Here is a 19,060-nt window from a genome sequence, read left to right on the forward strand (position 1 = left end):
CAGCGCCATGGCGCGCAGCAGCGCCAGCCGCTCGGGCCGGGCGCGGCGGCGGGCGGGCGGGCGCAGGTCGATCAGGCTGCCGCCGCCGATGGTGCGCCGGGCCGAGGTGTCGCGCAGAATGAAGCGCTCGCCCCAGGCGGCGGCGACCGGGCGGTCGAGGACGATCTGCGCAAGGCCGGTCGCGCCGGGGGCGATGGGGCCTTCCAGCGGCACGATGCGGGCGCCTGTCTCGGCCGCGCCCAGATGCAGGCGGGCGGGAAACCAGGTGGCCAGCGGCTTCGGCTCGCTGTCGAGCACCCGCAGGTTGACGTCGATGCGCTGGGTCGGGGCGTGCAGGGCGGGGTCCAGCACCACGTCGCCGCGATGGATCGCCTCGCGCGTCACGCCCTCGCCAGCCAGGTTCAGCGCACAGCGCTGGCCGGCCAGGCCGGCGTCGGCCTTGCGGTTCTGGGCGTGGATGCCGCGCAGCCGGGCGGCCAGTCCCGAGGGGCTGACCGTCACATGGTCGCCAGCCGCGACCCGGCCGGAAAGCACGGTGCCGGTGACGACGGTGCCGGCGCCGGCCAGCGTGAAGCTGCGATCGACGGCCATGCGGAAGCGCGCGCCGGTGGCGCGGGTGGCGGTCTGCGCCTCGGCCTCGGCCAGGGCGGCGCGCAGGGCCGCGATCCCGGCGCCGGTCAGGGAGGAGACCGGAAAGACCGGCGCGCCGGCCAGGCCGGTCGGGGCCAGCAGCGCGGCGATCTCGGCGGTCAGCGCGACGATGCGGGCCGGCTCGGCCAGGTCGGCCTTGGTCAGCGCGACGAGGCCGCGGGTGATGCCCAGCAGGTCGAGGATCGCCAGATGCTCGCGCGTTTGCGGCATGATGCCGTCATCGGCGGCGACGACCAGCAGGGCAAGGTCGATGCCGCCGGCGCCGGCCAGCATGGTGTGGACGAATTTCTCGTGCCCCGGCACGTCGACGAAGCCGGTGACGCGACCGCCGCCCAGGTCGGCATAGGCGAAGCCCAGCTCGATGGTGATGCCGCGGGCCTTTTCCTCGGCCAGCCGGTCGGCATCGGTGCCGGTCAGCACCTTCACCAGCGCGGTCTTGCCGTGGTCGATATGGCCGGCGGTCCCGACGATCATGCCAGCGCGTCGAGCAGCGCCGCGTCATCCGGCAGGCAGCGCAGGTCGAGGATCAGCGCGCCGTCATGGATGCGGCCGATGATCGGGGTCGCGAGGCCGCGCAGCCGTTCGGCCAGCGCCTCGGGCCGCGGCGTCAGGGCCAGGCCGGCGCTGGGGATGGTCTCGGTCGGCAGCGCGCCCGAGCCGATCTGGCTGGCGCAATCAATGACCGTGGCCGCGCAGCCCAGGGCCTCGGCGACGCGCGGCGCCAGCCGTTCGGCCTGGGCACGGATCTCGGCCTGCGGGCGCGACAGCAGGCGCAGCGTCGGCAGGCGCGCGGCCAGACGGTCGGGATCGCGGTAGAGGCGCAGCGTCGCCTCGGTCGCGGCAATGCGGATCTTGTCGAGGCGCAGGGCACGTTTCAGCGGGTTGCGGTTGATCGCCGCGATGATCGCGCGCCGGCCGACGATGAAGCCGGCCTGCGGACCGCCCAGCAGCTTGTCGCCGGAAAAGGTCACCACATCGGCGCCCTCGGCCACCGCCTCGGCCACGGTGGGCTCGGGCGCGAGACCCCAGCGGCGCAGATCGACCAATGTGCCCGAGCCAAGGTCGTTGACCATGGGCAGGCCCGCCGCATGGGCGAGGGCGGCCAGTTCGGGGGCGGGCACCTCCTTGGTGAAACCCTCGATGCGGTAGTTCGAGGTGTGGACCTTCATCAGCAGCCCGGTCTCGGGGCCGATGGCCTCGCGGTAGTCGCGGGGATGGGTGCGGTTGGTGGTGCCGACCTCGCGCAGCCGGCAGCCGGCCTGCTCCATGATCGCCGGCATCCGGAAGGCGCCGCCGATCTCGATCAGCTCGCCGCGCGACACCACGGCCTCGCGGCCGCGGGCCAGGGTGTTCAGCACGATCAGCACGGCGGCGGCGTTGTTGTTGACCACCGTGGCGTCCTCGGCCCCGGTCAGCTCGCACAAGAGCCCGCGCAGATGGCTGTCGCGTTCGCCGCGGCCGCCGCTGTCGAGGTCGAATTCCAGCGCCGCCGGGGCGCGCATGGCGATGGTGGCCGCCGCGACGGCCGCCTCGGCCAGAAGCGCCCGGCCGAGGTTGGTGTGCAGCACGGTGCCGGTCAGGTTCAGCACCGGGCGCAGCTTCGATTGCGCCTGCGCTGCCAGCCGGGCTTCGATCCCGGTCAGGATCGCCGCGTCGTCCGGCAGCGGATCGGGGCGCGCGGCGCGGATCGCGGCCAGTTCGGCCCGCAGCGCCTTCGTCACCGGCGCCCGGCCATGCGCGGCGATCAGCGCCCCGCAATCGGCCAGCAGCCGGTCCACCGAGGGCAGCGCGCGCAGGCCGCTCATCAATAGCCCGTCAGGAACGGGTTGAAACCGCCGCGCTTCCACTCGGTCTCGCGCATCATCAGATCAAGACCCAGGCTCGCCACATCGTCTGCTACAACTTCCAGGGTAGGGTTTTTGTTCTGATACAAAATCTTGACCCATTGGCCGCATTCCCGGCAGCATTCGGCCTTGACCGTCGCCTCTTCGGTCTCGACCGAGCGATAGATGATGCCCTTGGTCGAGCCGCAGCGGGTGCATTTCACCCGCACCTCGTTCCAAAGCGTCTGGCAGGTGGCGCAGGAGCAATAGCGCGCGCCCTCGGCGCCGATGCTTTCGGTGACGAGGCTGGCGACCGGGCGGCCGCCGCAGGCCGGGCAGGTGCCGGTACGGATCGGCACCAGCTTGTCCTCGGGCAGGACCGAGGCGGCAAGCGCCGCCACGACCTGAAGCGCGGCGGCGGCGAAAAGATGCGGCGCCACGCTGTCCTCGGGGATGGTGTCGGACAGCAGGTTCGCCATCACCCAGTCGCGATCCGCAGGCCCGGCGGCGCGCAGGGCGGAAAGCGCCGCCCGCGCCGGCTGCGGCATCTCGATCGGCTCAAGCAAGGCCGACAGCCGGTCCATCGCCTGCGCCAGCGCCGCCCGCATCTCGCGGCGGTCGAGCGGCGGCATGCGCGCGGCGCGGGCAAGCTCGACCCGCTCGGCCGCCGGCGGCGCGGGCGGCGGCAGCGTGCGCGCCAGTTCCGCCTGCGCCCGGCAGATCGCGGCCAGGAAACGCAGATAGGGCGCCAGATTGGCATAATGCCCGGCGAGGAAATCGAAACGCTCGGCACGGGTCAGGAACACCGCCTCGGGGTCCGGCAGCCGCGCCAGGGGAACCTTGGCGACGCCGCCGATCATCGAGGGGTCGGGTTTGGGACTTGCTGACATCGCTTCCTTTGGGCCGACCGGCCACCTTTGGGCTTGCTTGCCTTACTCTGCCGGGCCGCGGCCTTCGCGTCCAGCCAGTTCACGCAGCCATTTGCGGTGATGGCGCCAGGCCCAGCCGCCGGTGACGGTGCCCTTCGTCATGGCGCGGATGGTGCCGCGGGTCCAGAACGCCGCATAGACATGCAGGATGAAGACCAGGATGATCGCCACCGCCGCCAGCGAATGCACCAGCACCGCCCAGCGCCGCAGCGGGATCGAGACGAGATGCGGAAAATACTCCTCCCAGATCATCACGCCCGAGACGATCAGCACCAGGATCAGCGCCGACATCGCCCAGAAAACGAATTTCTGCCCGGCATTGTATTTGCCCAGTTCGGGCAGCTTCTCCTCCTCGCCCTTCATCACCTCGCCGATATGCTCGACCCAGGTCACGTCCTCGGGACGCGGCAGGTTCAGCCGCCAGAGCTGCAGGAACAGCACCAGGAAGCTGAAGAACAGCAGCACGCCGACGAAGGGATGCAGCCAGCGCGTGGCCTGACCGCCGCCGAACAGCGCCGTCAGCCCGTAAAGCGAGGGGTGGAACAGCGCCATCCCCGAGACCAGCAGCACGATCAGGCTGGCCGCGGTCAGCCAGTGGTTCGCGCGGGTGAAGCCGCGATAGCGGCTGACCGTCACCGGCGCCCTGGTTTCGATATGGTCGCCCGGTTGCGAATAGAAACGCTTTTCCATCACACCCTCTCGGTCCCGGCGGGGGGATTGCTGTGATCGACCAGCTCCTCGGCCTCGCGCTCGTCCAGCGGCGACACCTGGTTGGCGCGGGTCAGAAGCCCGTGCAGGACCGAGCCGACGGCCGCCACGCCGATGGCAGCCAGGCCGACGGTCTTGGTCACGCCCTTCCAGCCGCGCACCACCGGCGAGATCTGCGGATCCTCGGGCAGGTCGGAATAAAGCGAGGGCTGGTCGGCATGATGCAGCACATAGAAGACATGCGCGCCGCCGACGCCCTGCGGGTCGTAGATGCCGGCCTTGTCATAGCCGCGCGACTTCAGATCCTCGACCCGGGCCTCGGCATGGGTCAGCATGTCCTCCTTGGTGCCGAAGACGATGGCCTGGGTCGGGCAGGCCTTGGCGCAGGCCGGGCCCTGTCCCACCGCCACCCGGTCCGAGCAGAGCGTGCATTTGTAGCTGCGATGGTCGGTCTTGCTGATCCGGGGTATGTTGAAGGGGCAGCCGGTGATGCAATAGCCGCAGCCGATGCAGTTCTCGTGGATGAAATCCACGATGCCGTTGGAATATTGCACGATGGCGCCGGGGGCCGGGCAGGCCTTGAGACAGCCCGGATCGGCGCAATGCATGCAGCCGTCCTTGCGGATCAGCCATTCGAATTCGCCGCTTTCCGGGTTCTCGTATTCCGAGAACCGCATCAGCGTGAACATCTCGGGCGTCAGGTCGTGCGGGTTCTCATAGACGCCGGTGTTGTAGCCGATCTCGGGTTCGGTGTCGTTCCATTCGGCGCAGGCCGCCTGGCAGGCCTTGCAGCCGATGCATTTCGACACGTCGATCAGCTTGGCCACCGGCGTCAGCTCGCGCTCGGGCGGCGGCAGATCGGGCATGGCCGAGGCGCGGACCACGTCGCCCGGCCCCAGATTGGCCTTCATCGGCTGCACCGGCGGGTTCGAGACCGCGGTGCGCGGACTGTCGAGGTTGGGGTCCATCGTCATGACACGGCCTCCCCTTCAGCGGGTTCGATATTGACGAGGAACGCCTTGAACTCGGGCGTCTGAATATTGGCGTCGCCGACGAAAGGCGTCAGGCTGTTCGGCCCGAAGCCCTTGCGCGCCGCGCCGGTGAAGCCCCAGTGCAGCGGAATCCCGACGATATGCACGGTCTTGCCGTCGCAGGTCAGCGGCCGGATGCGTTTCGTCACCACGGCCTTGGCCCAGACCTCGCCGCGGTTCGACCAGACCCGCACCTGCCCGCCGCGGGCGATGCCCTTCTCGGCCGCCAGTTCCTCGCTGATCTCGACGAAGAATTCCGGCTGCAGCGCCGCGTTGATGCGGTTGTGCTTGGTCCAGAAGTGGAAATGCTCGGTCAGCCGGTAGGAGGTGGCGACGAAGGGAAAGGCGTCGCTGGTGCCGAGCTGCTTCAGATCCTCCTCGAAGATCCGCGCCGCCGGGTTGCCCAGCAGCTCGGGGTTCAGCGGATTGGCCACCGGGCTCTCGAAGGGTTCCATATGGGTCGGGAACGGCCCGTCCACCATCAGCTTGCGCACGAACAGCCGGCCGGTGCCCTCGTTGGTCATGATGAAGGGCATCACCTCCTCGGGCCGGGCGGTCGGGGCGATGTCGGGCACGTCGTAGCCCGTCCATTTCTCGCCGTTCCATTCGATCAGCTTGCGGGCGGGATCCCAGGGCTTGCCGGACAGGTCCGCCGAGGCGCGGTTGTAGAGGATGCGCCGGTTCGCCGGCCAGGAGAAGGACCAGTTCAGGAACGTGCCGGCATCGTCGGGGTCGGAATTGTCCCGCCGGGCCATCATGTTGCCGTCCTGGGTCCAGGAGCCGGTGAAGATCCAGCAACCCGACACGGTGGTGCCGTCGTCGCGCATCACGCCGAAATTCGGCAGCAGCTCGCCGGCCCGGACCAACAGCTTGCCGGGATCCTTGGGATCGTAGAGATCGGCCAGCGCCCGGCCGTTCATCTCCTGCGCCAGTTCCTGGGCGCTGGGTTCATTGGGATCCTTGTAGTCCCAGCTGAGATTGACGATCGGGTCGGGGAAGGGCCCGCCCTCGGTCCGGTAAAGCTCGCGCACCCGCTGGAACAGGTTGCCCATGATCCAGGTGTCCTGCCGCGCCTGGCCCGGCGGGGTCGCGCCCGCCCAGTGCCATTGCAGCCAGCGGCCCGAGTTGATCGTCGCGCCCTCGTCCTCGGCGAAGCAGGTGGTGGGAAGCTCGATCACCTCGGTCTGGATCGAGGCCGGGTCCACGTCGTTGTAGATGCCATGATCCTGCCAGAAGGCGGCCGTCTCGGTCTGCAGCGGGTCCATGACCACCAGCAGCTTCAGCCGGGACAGCGCCCGCGTGACCTTGGCCCGGTTGGGAAAGGACAGCATCGGGTTGAAGCCCTGGCAGAAATAGAGATTCACCTCTCCCTTGGCCATCATGTCGAACATGCGCAGGATGTCGTAGCTCGGCACGTCCAGCTTGGGCAGGTAGTCATAGGCCCAGTCGTTGCCGGCCGTGGCGGCATCGCCCCACATCGCCTTCTGGAACGAGACCATGAACTTGCGGTAGTTCTGCCAGTAGCTGGTCTGGCCCGGCCGCAGCGGCGCATTGCCCTTGGTGGACATATAGGTCTCGAAATCGACCTCGCTGTCGCGGGGGATGCTCAGATAGCCGGGGATCAGGTTCGACATCAGGCCGATATCGGTCAGGCCCTGGATGTTGGAATGCCCGCGCAGCGCGTTCACCCCGCCACCGCGCATGCCGATATTGCCCAGGATCAGCTGCAGCATCGCCATGCCGCGGATGTTCTGCGCACCCTTGGCGTGCTGGGTCCAGCCCAGGGCATACATCGAGGTCATGACCCGGTCCGGCGCCGAGCATTCGCCGATCGCCTGGCAGATGTGCAGGAAGCGGTCGCGGGGCGTGCCGGTCACGCGCTCGACGAATTCGGGGGTGTAGACCTCGACATGCGCCTTGAGCAGGTTCCAGACGCAGCGCGGATCCTGCAGGGTCGGGTCCACCTTGGCGAACCCGTCATCGCCCAGCTGGTATTCCCATTCGCTCATGTCATAGGCGCGCTTGTCGGCGTCATAGCCGTTGAACAGGCCCTCGCTCCAGCCATAGCCGTCCTTCACCAGGAAGGCGGCGTTGGTGTAGTGGCGGACATAGTCCCATTGCACCTTGTCGTTCTCGATGCACCAGCGGATCACGCCCATCAGGAAGGCGATGTCGGTGCCGGGGCGGATCGGGGCATAGTAATCCGCCACGCTGGCCGTGCGGGTGAATCGCGGATCGACCACGATCAGCCGGGCGCCGCGCGTGGCCTTGGCCTCGGTCACCCATTTGAAGCCGCAGGGATGCGCCTCGGCCGCGTTCCCGCCCATGACGATCACGAGGTCGGTATTCTTGATGTCGGTCCAGGCGTTGGTCATCGCGCCACGGCCAAATGTCGGGCCCAAACTGGACACCGTGGGGCCGTGTCAGACGCGTGCCTGGTTGTCGAATCCGACGATGCCCAGCGAACGGACGACCTTGTAGGTGGCCCAGGCCGTTTCGTTGGTGCTGCCCGAGGCGGCCAGGAAGCCGGTGGTGGTCCAGCGGTTGACGGTCTGGCCCTCGGCATTCCGTTCGATGAAGTTCGCGTCGCGGTCATCCTTGATGGCGCGGGCGATCTTGTCGAAGGCCTCGTCCCAGCTGATGTCCTGCCAGTCGCTGCCGCCGGGGGCGCGATAACGCGGCTTGGTGGCGCGGGTCTCGGAGCGGACGAAATCCTTCAGCGCCGACCCCTTGGGGCAAAGCGTGCCGCGGTTGGTCGGATGATCCGCATCGCCTTCGATATGGATCAGCTCGGCCTTTTCGCCGGCCTTCAGATCCCCCTTGGAATACATGATGATGCCGCAGGCGACCGAGCAATAGGTGCAGATGTTGCGGGTCTCGGTGGTCGAGGCCAGCTTGAAGGCGCGCACATGCGCCTGTTCCGCCGCCTCTGCTTCGCCGAAGCCCATGGCCCCCAGCGATGTCGCCGCGACGCCCGCACCCGCCAGTTTCAGGAAACCGCGGCGTGAGAGGTCGATATTCATCGGTGCCCCCTTTTGCCTGTCGAAGAGATAGGTACAGGGTCAGGATCACCCGGTATGGTAGACATGTCAAGCATTGCAAAGAAAAGGGCGGGCCTTTCGACCCGCCCGTTTTCCCCTGAAAAACAAGGGATTTCTGTCAGGCTTGCGTCTTGGCCGAGGACTCAGACCTCGACCGAGACGGCGCCGATCGGATGCGAGCAGCAGGCCAGGATATAGCCGTCCTCGATATCCTCGTCGGTGATGCCGCCGTTATGGACCATGTGCACCTCGCCGGCGGTCTTCCTGACCTTGCAGGTGCCGCACAGGCCGAAGGTGCAGCCCGAGGGGATGTTCAGCCCGTTGGCCTTGGCCACCGCCAGCACGGTATCGGTCTCGTGGCATTTCGCCACAACGCCCGAGCTTTCGAAGGTGATCTGCGCGGCGCTGTCCTCGTCGGGAATGACGTCCTCCAGCACCGGGGCCTCGGCCTCGTTGCGGATCGGGGCGCCGAAACTTTCCTGATGGTAATGCTCCATGTCGAAGCCGAGCGCGATCAGCATGTCGCGCACCGCCTGCATGAAGGGCTCGGGCCCGCAGCAGAACACCTCGCGCTCCAGATAATCCGGGGCCATCAGGCCCAGCATGATCTGGTTCAGCCGGCCGTGATAACCGTGCCAGGTGCGGAACGGGTCGGATTCCTCGATCGTGAAACGCAGTTGCAGGCCCGGCACCCGGTCGGCCATGCCCTCCAGCCGCTGGCGGAAGATGATGTCGCTGGGGCTGCGGGCGGCATGGACGAAGACGATGTCCGGCATTTCGCCCGAATCCCAGGCCCAGGTGGTCATCGACATCACCGGGGTGATGCCCGAGCCGGCCGAGATGAACAGGTATTTCGGCGCCTCGTGCCGCACGAAGGAGAAGATCCCCGCCGGCCCGAACGCCTTGAGCCGCATGCCCGGCCGCAGGTGGTCGATCATCCAGCGCCCGCCGACGCTGCCCGGCTGCGCCTTGACCGTGACCGAGATCGACAGCGGCCGCGACGGGCTGGAGCTGATGGTGTAGGTGCGCTGCACGTTGCCGCCGGGCACCGGCAGGTCGAGCGTGACGAACTGCCCCGGCTGATAATCGAACCAGGATCCGGAGGGCGCGCGAAAGGTGAAGGTGGCGGTGTCCGATGTCTCGGGCACCACCATCACGCATTCCAGCGGCTCGTCATCCTTCCACGGCTTGTCGCCGAATGCCTTGACCAGGACCGCCATTATTCCGCCGCCATCGCCGGGCTCGGGGACAGGCGATCCAGCATCTGCCGCACATACCAGTCGACGAAATGGATCACGCCCTCTTCCTGGCTGGGCGAATAGGGGCCGGGCTCGTAGGCCGGGGACAGGATGCCCTTCTGGTTCTCCTCGACCACGCGGCGGTCCTCGTCATTGGTCGCCAGCCAGACCTCGGTCAGCTTCTGCAGATCATAGTCCACGCCTTCGACCGCGTCCTTGTGGACCAGCCATTTCGAGGTCACCTCGGTCTCGGTGGGCGAGATCGGCAGCAGCCGGAAGACGATGGCATGGTCGGGCAGGAAGTGGTTCCAGCTGGACGGGAAGTGATAGAACATCAGGCTGCCGGCGTCGCTCCACGGGATCGTGCCCATGCGCCGGTTCACCGCCGCCTTGGTGGACATGGTGAAGCTTTCGGCATTGTTCAGCAGCGGCACGCGGGCGAAGCGCCATTGCATGCCCGGATCGTTCACGAAGCGCGCCGGCAGGCCGGCCTTGTCGCAGCGGTCCCAATGCGACAGGATCTCGGGCGAGGCGGCATTCGGCCCCTCCATCACCGTCATCAGCGGGTTGTCGGAATAGGTCCGGCACAGCGAGGGGTGGCTGCCGCCGCAATGGTAGCATTCGCGGTTGTTCTCGATCACCAGCTTCCAGTTGCCCTTCTCGACGATGGTCGAGGTGAAGGCCACCTTGGCGTTCGACAGGTCGCTGGCCCCGACATAATCGCGCAGATAGCTGCCAAGGTGCTCGAAATCCGGCGGATCGTCGGCCAGGCAGATGAAGACCATGCCGCCCTCGGTCCGGCAATGCACCGGCTTCAGGCTGAATTTCGACGGGTCGAAATCCGGCCCCATGTCGCGGGCGAACAGCAGCTTGCCGTCCAGGTCATAGGTCCACTGGTGATAGGGGCAGACCAGCTTGGGCGAGGAGCCGTTCTGCTTGGGACAGAGCCGCTGGCCGCGGTGGCGGCAGACATTGTGGAAGGCGCGGATCTGGCCGTCGCCGCCGCGCACGATCACGACGGGATAGGCGCCGATCTGCAAGGTAGCGTGGTTGCCGGTCTTGGGGATGTCGCAGGAGGGGATGGCGAACACCCATTCCCGATACCAGAGATTCTCCAGATCGGCGTGAAAGACGCCCTCGTCGCAGTAGAGGTCGCGGCCGAGCGAGAAGTTCTTCTGCCGGTTGGCGAGCGCGTTCAGGATTTCGGCTGTGTTCAGCATGGCATGATTCCGCTGGCTAAAGGGACGCTGTCTTCAGCATTGCACCCGTTTTGCGACTCGCAATTCTCTAAATGCGACGCTTGGGTGACGGAAACGAACCTCGGAGGGCTGCGGCGGCGCAGCCGGCGGGTTTTCCGGCCCTCGCGAGCCGGTTTCGACCGGGCCGTTCTGCATAAGCCTGTGGATAAGCCGCGGCGACTCGGGGGGCCGGTTCTGTGGAGCGTTCGCGTCCCCCGCCGGGCCGGTGGATGACCGGCCGGAACGGGACACGAACGGCGCCGGCTTCTCCACATGTCCAAAACCTGCGAGGAAGCTTCCACATGCTGTGGACAAGAAAAATTTTCACAAACTTATCCACAGAGCATGTTCCTGCAAAACATTGAAAATGGCTGATTTTTCTATTAACAGATCGTTAACGGGATTTTTCTCCCCAGACCGGCGAAGCTGGGGAACCTTGCCGTGAAACCAGGATGTCCCGTCATCCACAGGCCCAACAACAACATCATCTTCCTTTATCTTTATCCTTTTTTATTAGAGGAGATGGCCTCGGAGGTGTCCGATGACCGATTTCCTGGCTTCTGCTTACCCCTGGATCAAAGCCCTGCATGTCATGGCAGTGATTTCCTGGATGGCCGGGCTTTTCTATCTGCCCCGGCTGTTCGTCTATCATGCCGAGCGCGAGCATATCGGCCAGGAACCCGTACAATCTTTTGTAATCATGGAAGAAAAACTTCTTCGCATGATCATGAATCCCGCCATGGCGGTCAGTTGGGCCGCGGGTCTGGCGCTGGTTCTGACCCCGGGCATTGTCGATTGGACCATGGTTTGGCCCTGGAGCAAGGCCGCGGGCGTGCTGGGCATGAGCTGGTTTCACATGTGGCTTGCGGTCCAGCGCAAGGCGCTTCTGGCCGGGCGCGGGCTGAGCGGGCGGCGTTACCGCATGATGAACGAGCTGCCGACGCTTCTGATGCTGGTGATCGTGCTTTCGGTGATCGTGAAGTTCTGAAGAATTGACTCGCGGCCGGTTTCTTCCTATGTGAGGCCGGTCCGCCGTCCGGCGGGACTTTTCCAGACACAGTTTCCAGCGCGGACCGATGCCGTCGGGCGTCGCGCATATAGGCAAGCGATGACCGAAGAACGTCTCAATCTGTCCGATCTCAAGGCCAAGAGCCCGGCCGATCTGCTGTCCATGGCCGAGGAATGGGAGATCGAGAACGCCTCGACCATGCGCAAGGGCGAGATGATGTTCTCGATCCTGAAGGAGCATGCCGAGGAAGGCTTCGAGATCGGCGGCGACGGCGTGCTCGAGGTGGTGCAGGATGGTTTCGGCTTCCTGCGCTCGACCGAGGCGAACTATCTGCCCGGCCCCGACGATATCTATGTCAGCCCCGACATGATCCGCCAGCATTCGCTGCGCACCGGCGACACCGTCGAAGGCGTGATCCGCGCCCCCGGCGAGAACGAGCGCTATTTCGCCCTGACCAAGGTCGAACGGATCAATTTCGAGCATCCCGAGAAGGCCCGCCACAAGGTCGCTTTCGACAACCTCACGCCGCTCTATCCGAACGAGCGGCTGAAGATGGAAATCGAGGATCCGACCATCAAGGACCGTTCGGCCCGGATCATCGACCTGGTGGCGCCGATCGGCAAGGGCCAGCGTTCGCTGATCGTGGCACCGCCGCGCACCGGCAAGACCGTTCTGCTGCAGAACATCGCCCATTCGATCGAGAAGAACCATCCCGAATGTTACCTGATCGTGCTGCTGATCGACGAGCGGCCGGAAGAGGTGACCGACATGCAGCGTTCGGTGAAAGGCGAGGTGATCTCCTCGACCTTCGACGAACCGGCCAGCCGGCACGTCGCGGTCTCGGAAATGGTGATCGAAAAGGCCAAGCGCCTGGTCGAGCATAAACGAGATGTTGTGATCCTTTTGGATTCAATCACAAGACTTGGTAGGGCGTTCAACACCGTGGTGCCGAGTTCCGGCAAGGTTCTGACCGGCGGCGTCGATGCGAACGCGCTGCAGCGGCCGAAGCGGTTCTTCGGCGCGGCGCGCAACATCGAGGAGGGCGGTTCGCTGACCATCATCGCCACGGCGCTGATCGACACCGGCTCGCGCATGGACGAAGTCATCTTCGAGGAGTTCAAGGGCACCGGCAACAGCGAGATCGTGCTGGACCGCAAGGTCGCCGACAAGCGGGTCTTCCCGGCGATGGACATCCTCAAGTCCGGCACCCGCAAGGAAGAACTGCTGGTGGATGCCAAGGATCTGCAGAAGACCTATCTGCTGCGCCGCATCCTGAACCCGATGGGCACCACGGATGCGATCGAGTTCCTGATCTCGAAGCTGAAGCAGACCAAGACCAACAGCGAATTCTTCGACTCGATGAACGCCTGACGGCGCGGAGGATGCGGTGGACACGATCTTTGCCGAGGCGACGCCTCCCGGTCGGGGGGGCGTTTCCGTTGTCCGCCTGAGCGGACCGCAGGCGCGCGCCGCGCTGGAATCTCTGGTCGGTCCGGTTGCGGCGCCTCGCGCGGCGGTACTGCGGGCGGTGCGCGATGGCGAGGAGCTGATCGACCGCGCCCTGGTGCTGTGGTTCGAGGAGGGCCGCAGCTTCACCGGCGAGCAAGTCGCCGAACTGCACCTGCATGGTGCGCCGGTGATCGCCAACCGGCTGTCCCAAGCCCTGTTGGCGCGCGGATTGCGCCGGGCCGAGGCGGGGGAGTTCACCCGCCGGGCCTTCCTGAACGGCCGTATGGATCTGGCCGAGGCCGAGGGGCTTGCCGATCTGCTATCGGCCGAGACCGAGGCGCAGCGCAAGCTGGCGATGCGTGCCACCGAGGGGGAACTGGGGCAAAAAGCCGATCTGCTGCGGGCTGCCCTGGTCCGCGCCGGGGCGCTGATCGAAGCCAGCATCGACTTCGCCGATGAGGAGGTTCCGGAGGAGGTTCCCGAGGAGGTCTTTGCGCTGATAAAAACGGTCTGCACCGAGATTGGTGCGCTGCTGGCGACCTATCCGGCCACCGAACGGCTGCGGCAAGGCTACGAGGTGGCGATCATCGGACCACCGAATGCCGGAAAATCCACATTGCTGAACCGGATCGGCCAGCGCGAGATCGCCTTGGTGTCGGACATTGCCGGTACGACCCGCGACATCCTGGAGCTTCGCACCGACTTGCGCGGTCTTCCGGTCACCTTCCTGGACACGGCCGGCTTGCGCGAAAGCGAGGATCCGGTCGAAGCGATGGGCGTGGCCCGGGCCATGAAACGGGCGCAGGCGGCAGATCTGCGGATTCATCTTTCGTCAGCCGATGGGGCGACCGAGGTGTTGGGCGCAGATGATATCGTGGTGCAATCCAAGGCCGACCTGACGCCCGGAACCGGCAGGTCCATATCCGGTTTGACCGGGGAAGGGGTCGCGGAACTGCTCGACCTGGTTTATGATCGGCTGCGGGTCAGGGCGGCTGATTCCGGTCTGGTCGGGCACAAGCGGCAGGCGGAAGCTCTGGAACGCGCCTTGGCGGCGCTGCAGGTGGATGGCACTATGCCACCGGAATTTCTGGCCGAAGCGCTGCGTCAGGCGGCTCAGGCCTTGGCGATGATGGTGGGTCGGGTCGGGGCCGAGGATTATCTGGACGAGATCTTCAGTTCGTTCTGTATCGGAAAGTAAGGTTTCACGTGAAACATTTCGACGTAATCGTGATCGGCGGCGGCCATGCCGGGGTGGAAGCGGCGATGGCTTCGGCGCGCATGGGTGCTCAGACGGCACTGGTGACGATGAAACGCGATGATATTGGCACCATGTCTTGCAATCCGGCCATTGGTGGCCTGGGCAAGGGCCATCTGGTGCGAGAGATCGACGCGCTGGACGGCGTCATGGGGCGGATTGCCGATGCGGCGGGCATCCAGTTCCGTCTGCTCAATCGCCGTAAAGGGCCGGCGGTACAAGGACCGCGCGCGCAGGCCGATCGCAAGCTGTATCGGACGGCGGCGCAAGAAGTTGTTGAAAATCAACAAGGATTGACTCTGATCTTGGGCGAGGCGGCGGAACTGATCCACGAAGGCGGACAGGTTCTTGGCCTGCGACTGGCGGATGGAGACGAGCTTAGCTCCCGCCAGGTGATCCTGACCACCGGCACTTTTCTCAACGGGCTGATTCATATCGGCGAGGTAACGCGCGCCGCCGGCCGCTGGGGCGGTGCGCCCTCGGTCAGCCTTGCCGAATCGCTCCGCCCGCTTTCGCTGCCGCTGGGCCGGTTGAAGACCGGCACCCCGCCGCGCATCGACCGCGCCAGCGTCGACTGGGAAAGTTTGGAACGGCAGCCGGGCGATGCGGATCCGGTGATGTTCTCCTATCTGAACGCTGTGCCGCAGGTGCCGCAGATCAGCTGCGCCATTACCCATACCAACGCCGAGACGCACCGGCTTATCCGGGACAATCTGGATCGTTCCGCCATGTATGGCGGCCGCATCGACGGCGTCGGACCGCGCTACTGCCCATCGATCGAGGACAAGATCGTCCGCTTCGCCGACAAGGATTCGCATCAGATCTTCCTTGAACCCGAAGGGCTCGACAGCGATCTGGTCTATCCGAACGGCATTTCCACCTCGCTGCCGGAGGAGGTGCAACTGGCCTATGTGCGATCGATTCGTGGCCTCGAACAGGCGCGCATTGTCCAGCCGGGCTATGCGGTTGAATATGATTACGTCGATCCACGCGCACTCAGCCCGGCGCTGGAAGCCAAGTCGCTTGCCGGCCTGTTCCTTGCCGGGCAGATCAACGGCACGACCGGCTATGAGGAGGCGGCCGCGCAAGGTCTGGTGGCGGGTCTGAACGCGGCATTGAAGGCGCAGGGTCGGGCGATGCAGCATTTTAGCCGCTCGCAAAGCTATATCGGCGTGATGATCGACGATCTGGTCAGCCGCGGCGTCAGCGAACCCTATCGGATGTTCACTTCGCGCGCCGAATTCCGGCTGTCCCTGCGGGCGGACAACGCGGATCAACGCCTCACGCCGTTGGGAATCGAGCTGGGCTGCGTCGAAGAGCGTCGCCAGCAGGCGTTTCAGGACAAGATGCATCGCTATCATATGGCACGAAGCCGGGCCGAGGCGATCTCTTTTACGCCCTCGGAACTGGCGCGCCAGGGCATCGAGGTCCGTCAGGATGGTGCGCGCCGCAGTCTGTTCTCGCTGCTGGCACAGCAGGATATCCTGCAAGATCAAGTGCTTGCACTGGATGACGCACTCTCTGGCCATGATGCGCGGACCATCCGGCAGGTCGCCACGGATGCGCTCTATCATCAGTATACCGAGCGCCAGGGCCGCGACGCCGAGATGTTGCGCAAGGAGGAAGCCGTGCGGATTCCGCCGGGCTTCGACTATCGGGCATTGTCCGGGCTTTCCAATGAGCTGAAATCCAAGCTGGAAACGCTCCGGCCTGCGACGCTTGCAGCGGCATCGCAGATCGAGGGCATGACCCCTGCCGCGCTTACCTTGATTCTGGCGGTCATTCGCGCCGGACAACGCCGCAGCGCATGATGAGTGTTTCACGTGAAACAGAGGAGCGGTTGGCCTGCTACGCCGCTTTGCTGCGGAAATGGAATCCGGCCATCAACCTGATTGCTTCGTCGACGGTCGGGCAAATCGAATCGCGCCATATCGCCGATGCTCGCCAGCTTGCGCTCTTGGCGCAATCTGCCACCGGCACCTGGGCCGATCTGGGAAGTGGCGGAGGGCTGCCGGGGATCGTTCTTGCGGTCTTGCGCGCGGATCTCGCCGTCAAGCTGATCGAGAGCGATCAGCGCAAGGCGGCATTCCTGCGCACCGTCATACGCGAGCTGAGCCTCGACAACGCCCAGGTGATCAACAAGCGTATCGAGGCGGCGGACCGGCTTGAAGCCGCCCAGATCAGCGCGCGGGCGCTTGCCCCGCTGGGCCAGCTCATGGCACATGTGGATCGTCACCTTCGCTCTGACGGCACCGCCTGGTTGATGAAGGGGCGGAACTGGCAAGCCGAGGTCAGCGAGGCGCAACGCGACTGGAAATTCGACATGAAAACCCATCCCAGCGCCACGGAACCGGACGCCGCCATTCTGGAAATTGCGAGAATTCGTCATGCCTGAAACCCGCATCATTGCCGTCGCGAACCAGAAGGGCGGGGTGGGAAAAACCACCACGGCGATCAATCTGGGCGCCGCTCTGGCCGAACAGGACCAACGCGTCATCGTCATCGACCTGGATCCGCAGGGCAATGCCTCGACCGGGCTTGGCGTTCCGCCGGAGGAGCGCGTCCTGACATCCTATGATCTGCTGACCGGCGACCAGCCGCTGGAGCAGACCCTGCATGACACCGATATCGGCAATCTGCGCATCGTGCCGTCGAATCGCGATCTGGCCTCGGCGGATTTCGAGCTGTCCAGCCGACCGGGCCGCACCCAGCTTCTGCGCCGCAAGCTGTCGCATCCCATTGAATCCGATTACATTCTTATCGATTGCCCGCCGGCCCTGGGATTGCTGACCGTGAATGCCATGGTGGCGGCGGATAGCGTTCTGGTGCCGCTACAGGCCGAGTTCTATGCCCTGGAAGGGCTGTCGCAGTTGCTGATGACCGTGCGCGAGGTGCGGCAGACCGCCAATCCCGATCTGCGGATCGAAGGCGTGCTGCTGACCATGTCCGACAATCGCAACAACCTGTCGCAGCAGGTCGAGGCCGATGCGCGCAGCACCTTGTCCGGTCTGGTCTATCGCACGGTGATCCCGCGCAATGTGCGCTTGTCCGAGGCGCCCTCGCATGCCATGCCGGTGCTGCAATACGATCCGAATTCCAAGGGAAGCACCGCCTATCGCGAACTGGCGAAGGAGTTCCTGTCCCGTCAACTCGCGACCGCCTAGGGAGGAAACATGTCCGATAACAAGCTGGAGAAGCGCGGCCTGGGCCGGGGTCTGTCGGCCCTGATGGCTGATGTGGACCTGATCCCCTCCGAGCGGCCGGCGCCGCGCCAGATGCTGCCGGTCGAGCAGATGACGCCCAATCCCGACCAGCCGCGGCGCAGCTTCGCGCCCGAGGCGCTGCAAGAACTGGCCGATTCGCTGAAGACTCGCGGCATGCTCCAGCCATTGATCGTGCGGCCGCATCCGACAGATCGCGGGCTTTACCAGATCGTCGCCGGCGAGCGGCGCTGGCGCGCGGCGCAGATCGCGCAGCTTCACGAAGTTCCGGTCATCGTCCGCGATCTCAGCGATACCGAGGTGCTGGAGGTCGCGATTGTCGAGAACATCCAGCGCGCCGATCTGAACGCCATTGAGGAGGCGGCCTCCTATCGACAGCTGATGGATCGCTTCGGCCATACCCAGGAACGGGTTGCCGAGGCGTTGAACAAAAGCCGCAGCCACATCGCCAACCTGCTGCGGTTGCTGAACCTGCCCGAGCAGGTGCAGGCCTGGCTCAAGGAAGGCAAGCTTACCGCCGGTCATGCGCGCGCGCTGATCACGGCGCCGAACGCGGTCGAACTGGCCCGCAAGGTGATCGAGAAGAACCTATCGGTGCGCGAGACCGAGGATCTGGTGCGGCGCCAGGCCGAAGGGGCAAAGCCCGCCGCGGCCAAGCCGCCCAAGCCGGAGAAGGATGCCGATACCCGTGCCCTGGAGGGGGACCTGTCGGCACATCTGAAGATGAAGGTGGCGATCAACCATGCCGGCGTGGATGGCGGGCAGCTGGTGATCACCTATCGCGACCTGGATCAGCTGGATCGGCTTTGCCAAGTTCTGGCAGGAAACTGAGCACATTTTGTATTTCTTGGGAATCTGAATACAAAATATGCGATTGTGAGGAAAAACCCCGGAAATTCCCGGGGTTTTCGCTTTCTGCTCAGCTCGCTTGGGTGGAGCTTACCCCGACCTTGGCCGGGCGCAGCAACCGGTCATGCAGCTGGAAGCCGTTATCCATGACCTGAATGATATTGCCGGCCATGGTGCCGGGCACCGGCGCCTCGAACATGGCTTCATGCATCTGCGGGTCGAAGCGGTCGCCGATGGCCGGGGTGATGACCTTGATGCCATGCTTGGCGAAGACGTTGTTCAGCTCGCGCAGCGTCAGTTCGACGCCCTCGATCAGTGCCGCCGCCGCGGCGCGCTGCTCCTCGCCGGCGGCTTCCAGCGCCCGGCTCAGCGCGTCATGCACCGGCAGCAGGTCGCGGGCCAGCCGCGAGCCGCCATATTGCTCGGCATCGCGGCGCTCCTTGTCCGCGCGTTTGCGGGCGTTCTCGGCATCGGCCAGCGCACGCATGAAGCGGTCGCGGTAGTCGTCCCGCTCGGCGATCAGCGCCTCGACATCGGGCGAGGGGGCCTCATCATCGGCCAGCGGGTCAATGATCTCCTCGTCCAGCGGGCTGCCGTTCGGGTTTTCCTTCGTCATGT

16 protein-coding genes are annotated in these 19,060 nt (G+C 65.5%); 7 read left to right on the forward strand and 9 right to left on the reverse strand.

Going from position 1 to position 19,060, the window contains the following annotated elements:
* The 8 genes from selB to ACFOMP_RS18715 form a co-directional block, all read right to left on the reverse strand.
* Positions 1–1,125, reverse strand: a 1,125-nt coding sequence (selB, locus tag ACFOMP_RS18680; RefSeq protein ID WP_379033364.1) for a selenocysteine-specific translation elongation factor, incomplete at its 3' end; no start/stop codon positions are given.
* Complete coding sequence (selA, locus tag ACFOMP_RS18685) at positions 1,122–2,456, reverse strand: L-seryl-tRNA(Sec) selenium transferase (RefSeq protein ID WP_379033367.1); 1,335 nt, start codon at positions 2,454–2,456, stop codon at positions 1,122–1,124. The genes selA and selB, both read right to left, overlap by 4 nt.
* Positions 2,456–3,364: a formate dehydrogenase accessory protein FdhE gene (fdhE, locus tag ACFOMP_RS18690; protein ID WP_379033370.1), complete on the reverse strand. Its 909-nt coding sequence runs from the start codon at positions 3,362–3,364 to the stop codon at positions 2,456–2,458. Before fdhE ends, selA begins: the two co-directional genes overlap by 1 nt.
* A gap of 42 nt (positions 3,365–3,406) precedes the next feature.
* Entirely contained in the window at positions 3,407–4,093 is a 687-nt protein-coding gene (locus ACFOMP_RS18695) for a formate dehydrogenase subunit gamma (RefSeq protein WP_019353303.1), read from the reverse strand.
* Positions 4,093–5,085, reverse strand: a complete 993-nt coding sequence (gene fdxH, locus ACFOMP_RS18700; protein WP_379033374.1) for a formate dehydrogenase subunit beta — start codon at positions 5,083–5,085, stop codon at positions 4,093–4,095. Before fdxH ends, ACFOMP_RS18695 begins: the two co-directional genes overlap by 1 nt.
* Positions 5,082–8,165 carry a formate dehydrogenase-N subunit alpha gene (fdnG, locus tag ACFOMP_RS18705; RefSeq protein WP_379033377.1) on the reverse strand — a complete coding sequence of 1,028 codons (3,084 nt, stop codon included), beginning with the start codon at positions 8,163–8,165 and terminating at the stop codon, positions 5,082–5,084. Before fdnG ends, fdxH begins: the two co-directional genes overlap by 4 nt.
* Before the next feature lie 161 nt (positions 8,166–8,326).
* Positions 8,327–9,403, reverse strand: a complete 1,077-nt coding sequence (locus ACFOMP_RS18710) for a hybrid-cluster NAD(P)-dependent oxidoreductase (protein WP_289894641.1) — start codon at positions 9,401–9,403, stop codon at positions 8,327–8,329.
* Positions 9,403–10,641, reverse strand: a complete 1,239-nt coding sequence (locus ACFOMP_RS18715; protein ID WP_379033380.1) for an aromatic ring-hydroxylating oxygenase subunit alpha — start codon at positions 10,639–10,641, stop codon at positions 9,403–9,405. Before ACFOMP_RS18715 ends, ACFOMP_RS18710 begins: the two co-directional genes overlap by 1 nt.
* Positions 10,642–11,200: 559 nt before the next feature.
* On the opposite strand from ACFOMP_RS18715, the gene ACFOMP_RS18720 reads away from it, so the two are divergent.
* The 7 genes from ACFOMP_RS18720 (at position 11,201) to ACFOMP_RS18750 (ending at position 18,424) form a co-directional block, all read left to right on the forward strand.
* On the forward strand, positions 11,201–11,647 hold the full coding sequence (locus ACFOMP_RS18720) for a CopD family protein (protein WP_379033383.1): 447 nt from the start codon (positions 11,201–11,203) through the stop codon (positions 11,645–11,647).
* A 120-nt stretch (positions 11,648–11,767) separates the two neighbouring features.
* Positions 11,768–13,039 carry a transcription termination factor Rho gene (gene rho / locus ACFOMP_RS18725; protein WP_028711757.1) on the forward strand — a complete coding sequence of 424 codons (1,272 nt, stop codon included), beginning with the start codon at positions 11,768–11,770 and terminating at the stop codon, positions 13,037–13,039.
* A 16-nt stretch (positions 13,040–13,055) separates the two neighbouring features.
* Positions 13,056–14,315 (forward strand): tRNA uridine-5-carboxymethylaminomethyl(34) synthesis GTPase MnmE, encoded by a 1,260-nt coding sequence (gene mnmE, locus ACFOMP_RS18730; RefSeq protein ID WP_379033386.1) that lies wholly within the window; start codon positions 13,056–13,058, stop codon positions 14,313–14,315.
* 8 nt (positions 14,316–14,323) lie between these two features.
* A complete protein-coding gene (gene mnmG, locus ACFOMP_RS18735) occupies positions 14,324–16,183 on the forward strand; it encodes a tRNA uridine-5-carboxymethylaminomethyl(34) synthesis enzyme MnmG (protein WP_379033389.1) in 1,860 nt (619 codons plus the stop codon).
* Complete coding sequence (gene rsmG, locus ACFOMP_RS18740; RefSeq protein ID WP_379033497.1) at positions 16,183–16,767, forward strand: 16S rRNA (guanine(527)-N(7))-methyltransferase RsmG; 585 nt, start codon at positions 16,183–16,185, stop codon at positions 16,765–16,767. The genes mnmG and rsmG overlap by 1 nt, the downstream gene beginning before the upstream one ends.
* Positions 16,760–17,536: a ParA family protein gene (locus tag ACFOMP_RS18745; protein WP_379033392.1), complete on the forward strand. Its 777-nt coding sequence runs from the start codon at positions 16,760–16,762 to the stop codon at positions 17,534–17,536. The genes rsmG and ACFOMP_RS18745 overlap by 8 nt, the downstream gene beginning before the upstream one ends.
* A gap of 9 nt (positions 17,537–17,545) precedes the next feature.
* Entirely contained in the window at positions 17,546–18,424 is an 879-nt protein-coding gene (locus ACFOMP_RS18750; protein ID WP_289894647.1) for a ParB/RepB/Spo0J family partition protein, read from the forward strand.
* An 88-nt stretch (positions 18,425–18,512) separates the two neighbouring features.
* Here the strand turns inward: ACFOMP_RS18750 and ACFOMP_RS18755 are convergent, their stop codons facing one another.
* Positions 18,513–19,058 (reverse strand): nucleotide exchange factor GrpE, encoded by a 546-nt coding sequence (locus ACFOMP_RS18755; RefSeq protein ID WP_289894648.1) that lies wholly within the window; start codon positions 19,056–19,058, stop codon positions 18,513–18,515.
* Positions 19,059–19,060 lie beyond the last annotated feature (2 nt).

Origin of the sequence: Paracoccus simplex, from assembly GCF_042648325.1 — a bacterium.
Classification (GTDB): domain Bacteria; phylum Pseudomonadota; class Alphaproteobacteria; order Rhodobacterales; family Rhodobacteraceae; genus Paracoccus; species Paracoccus simplex.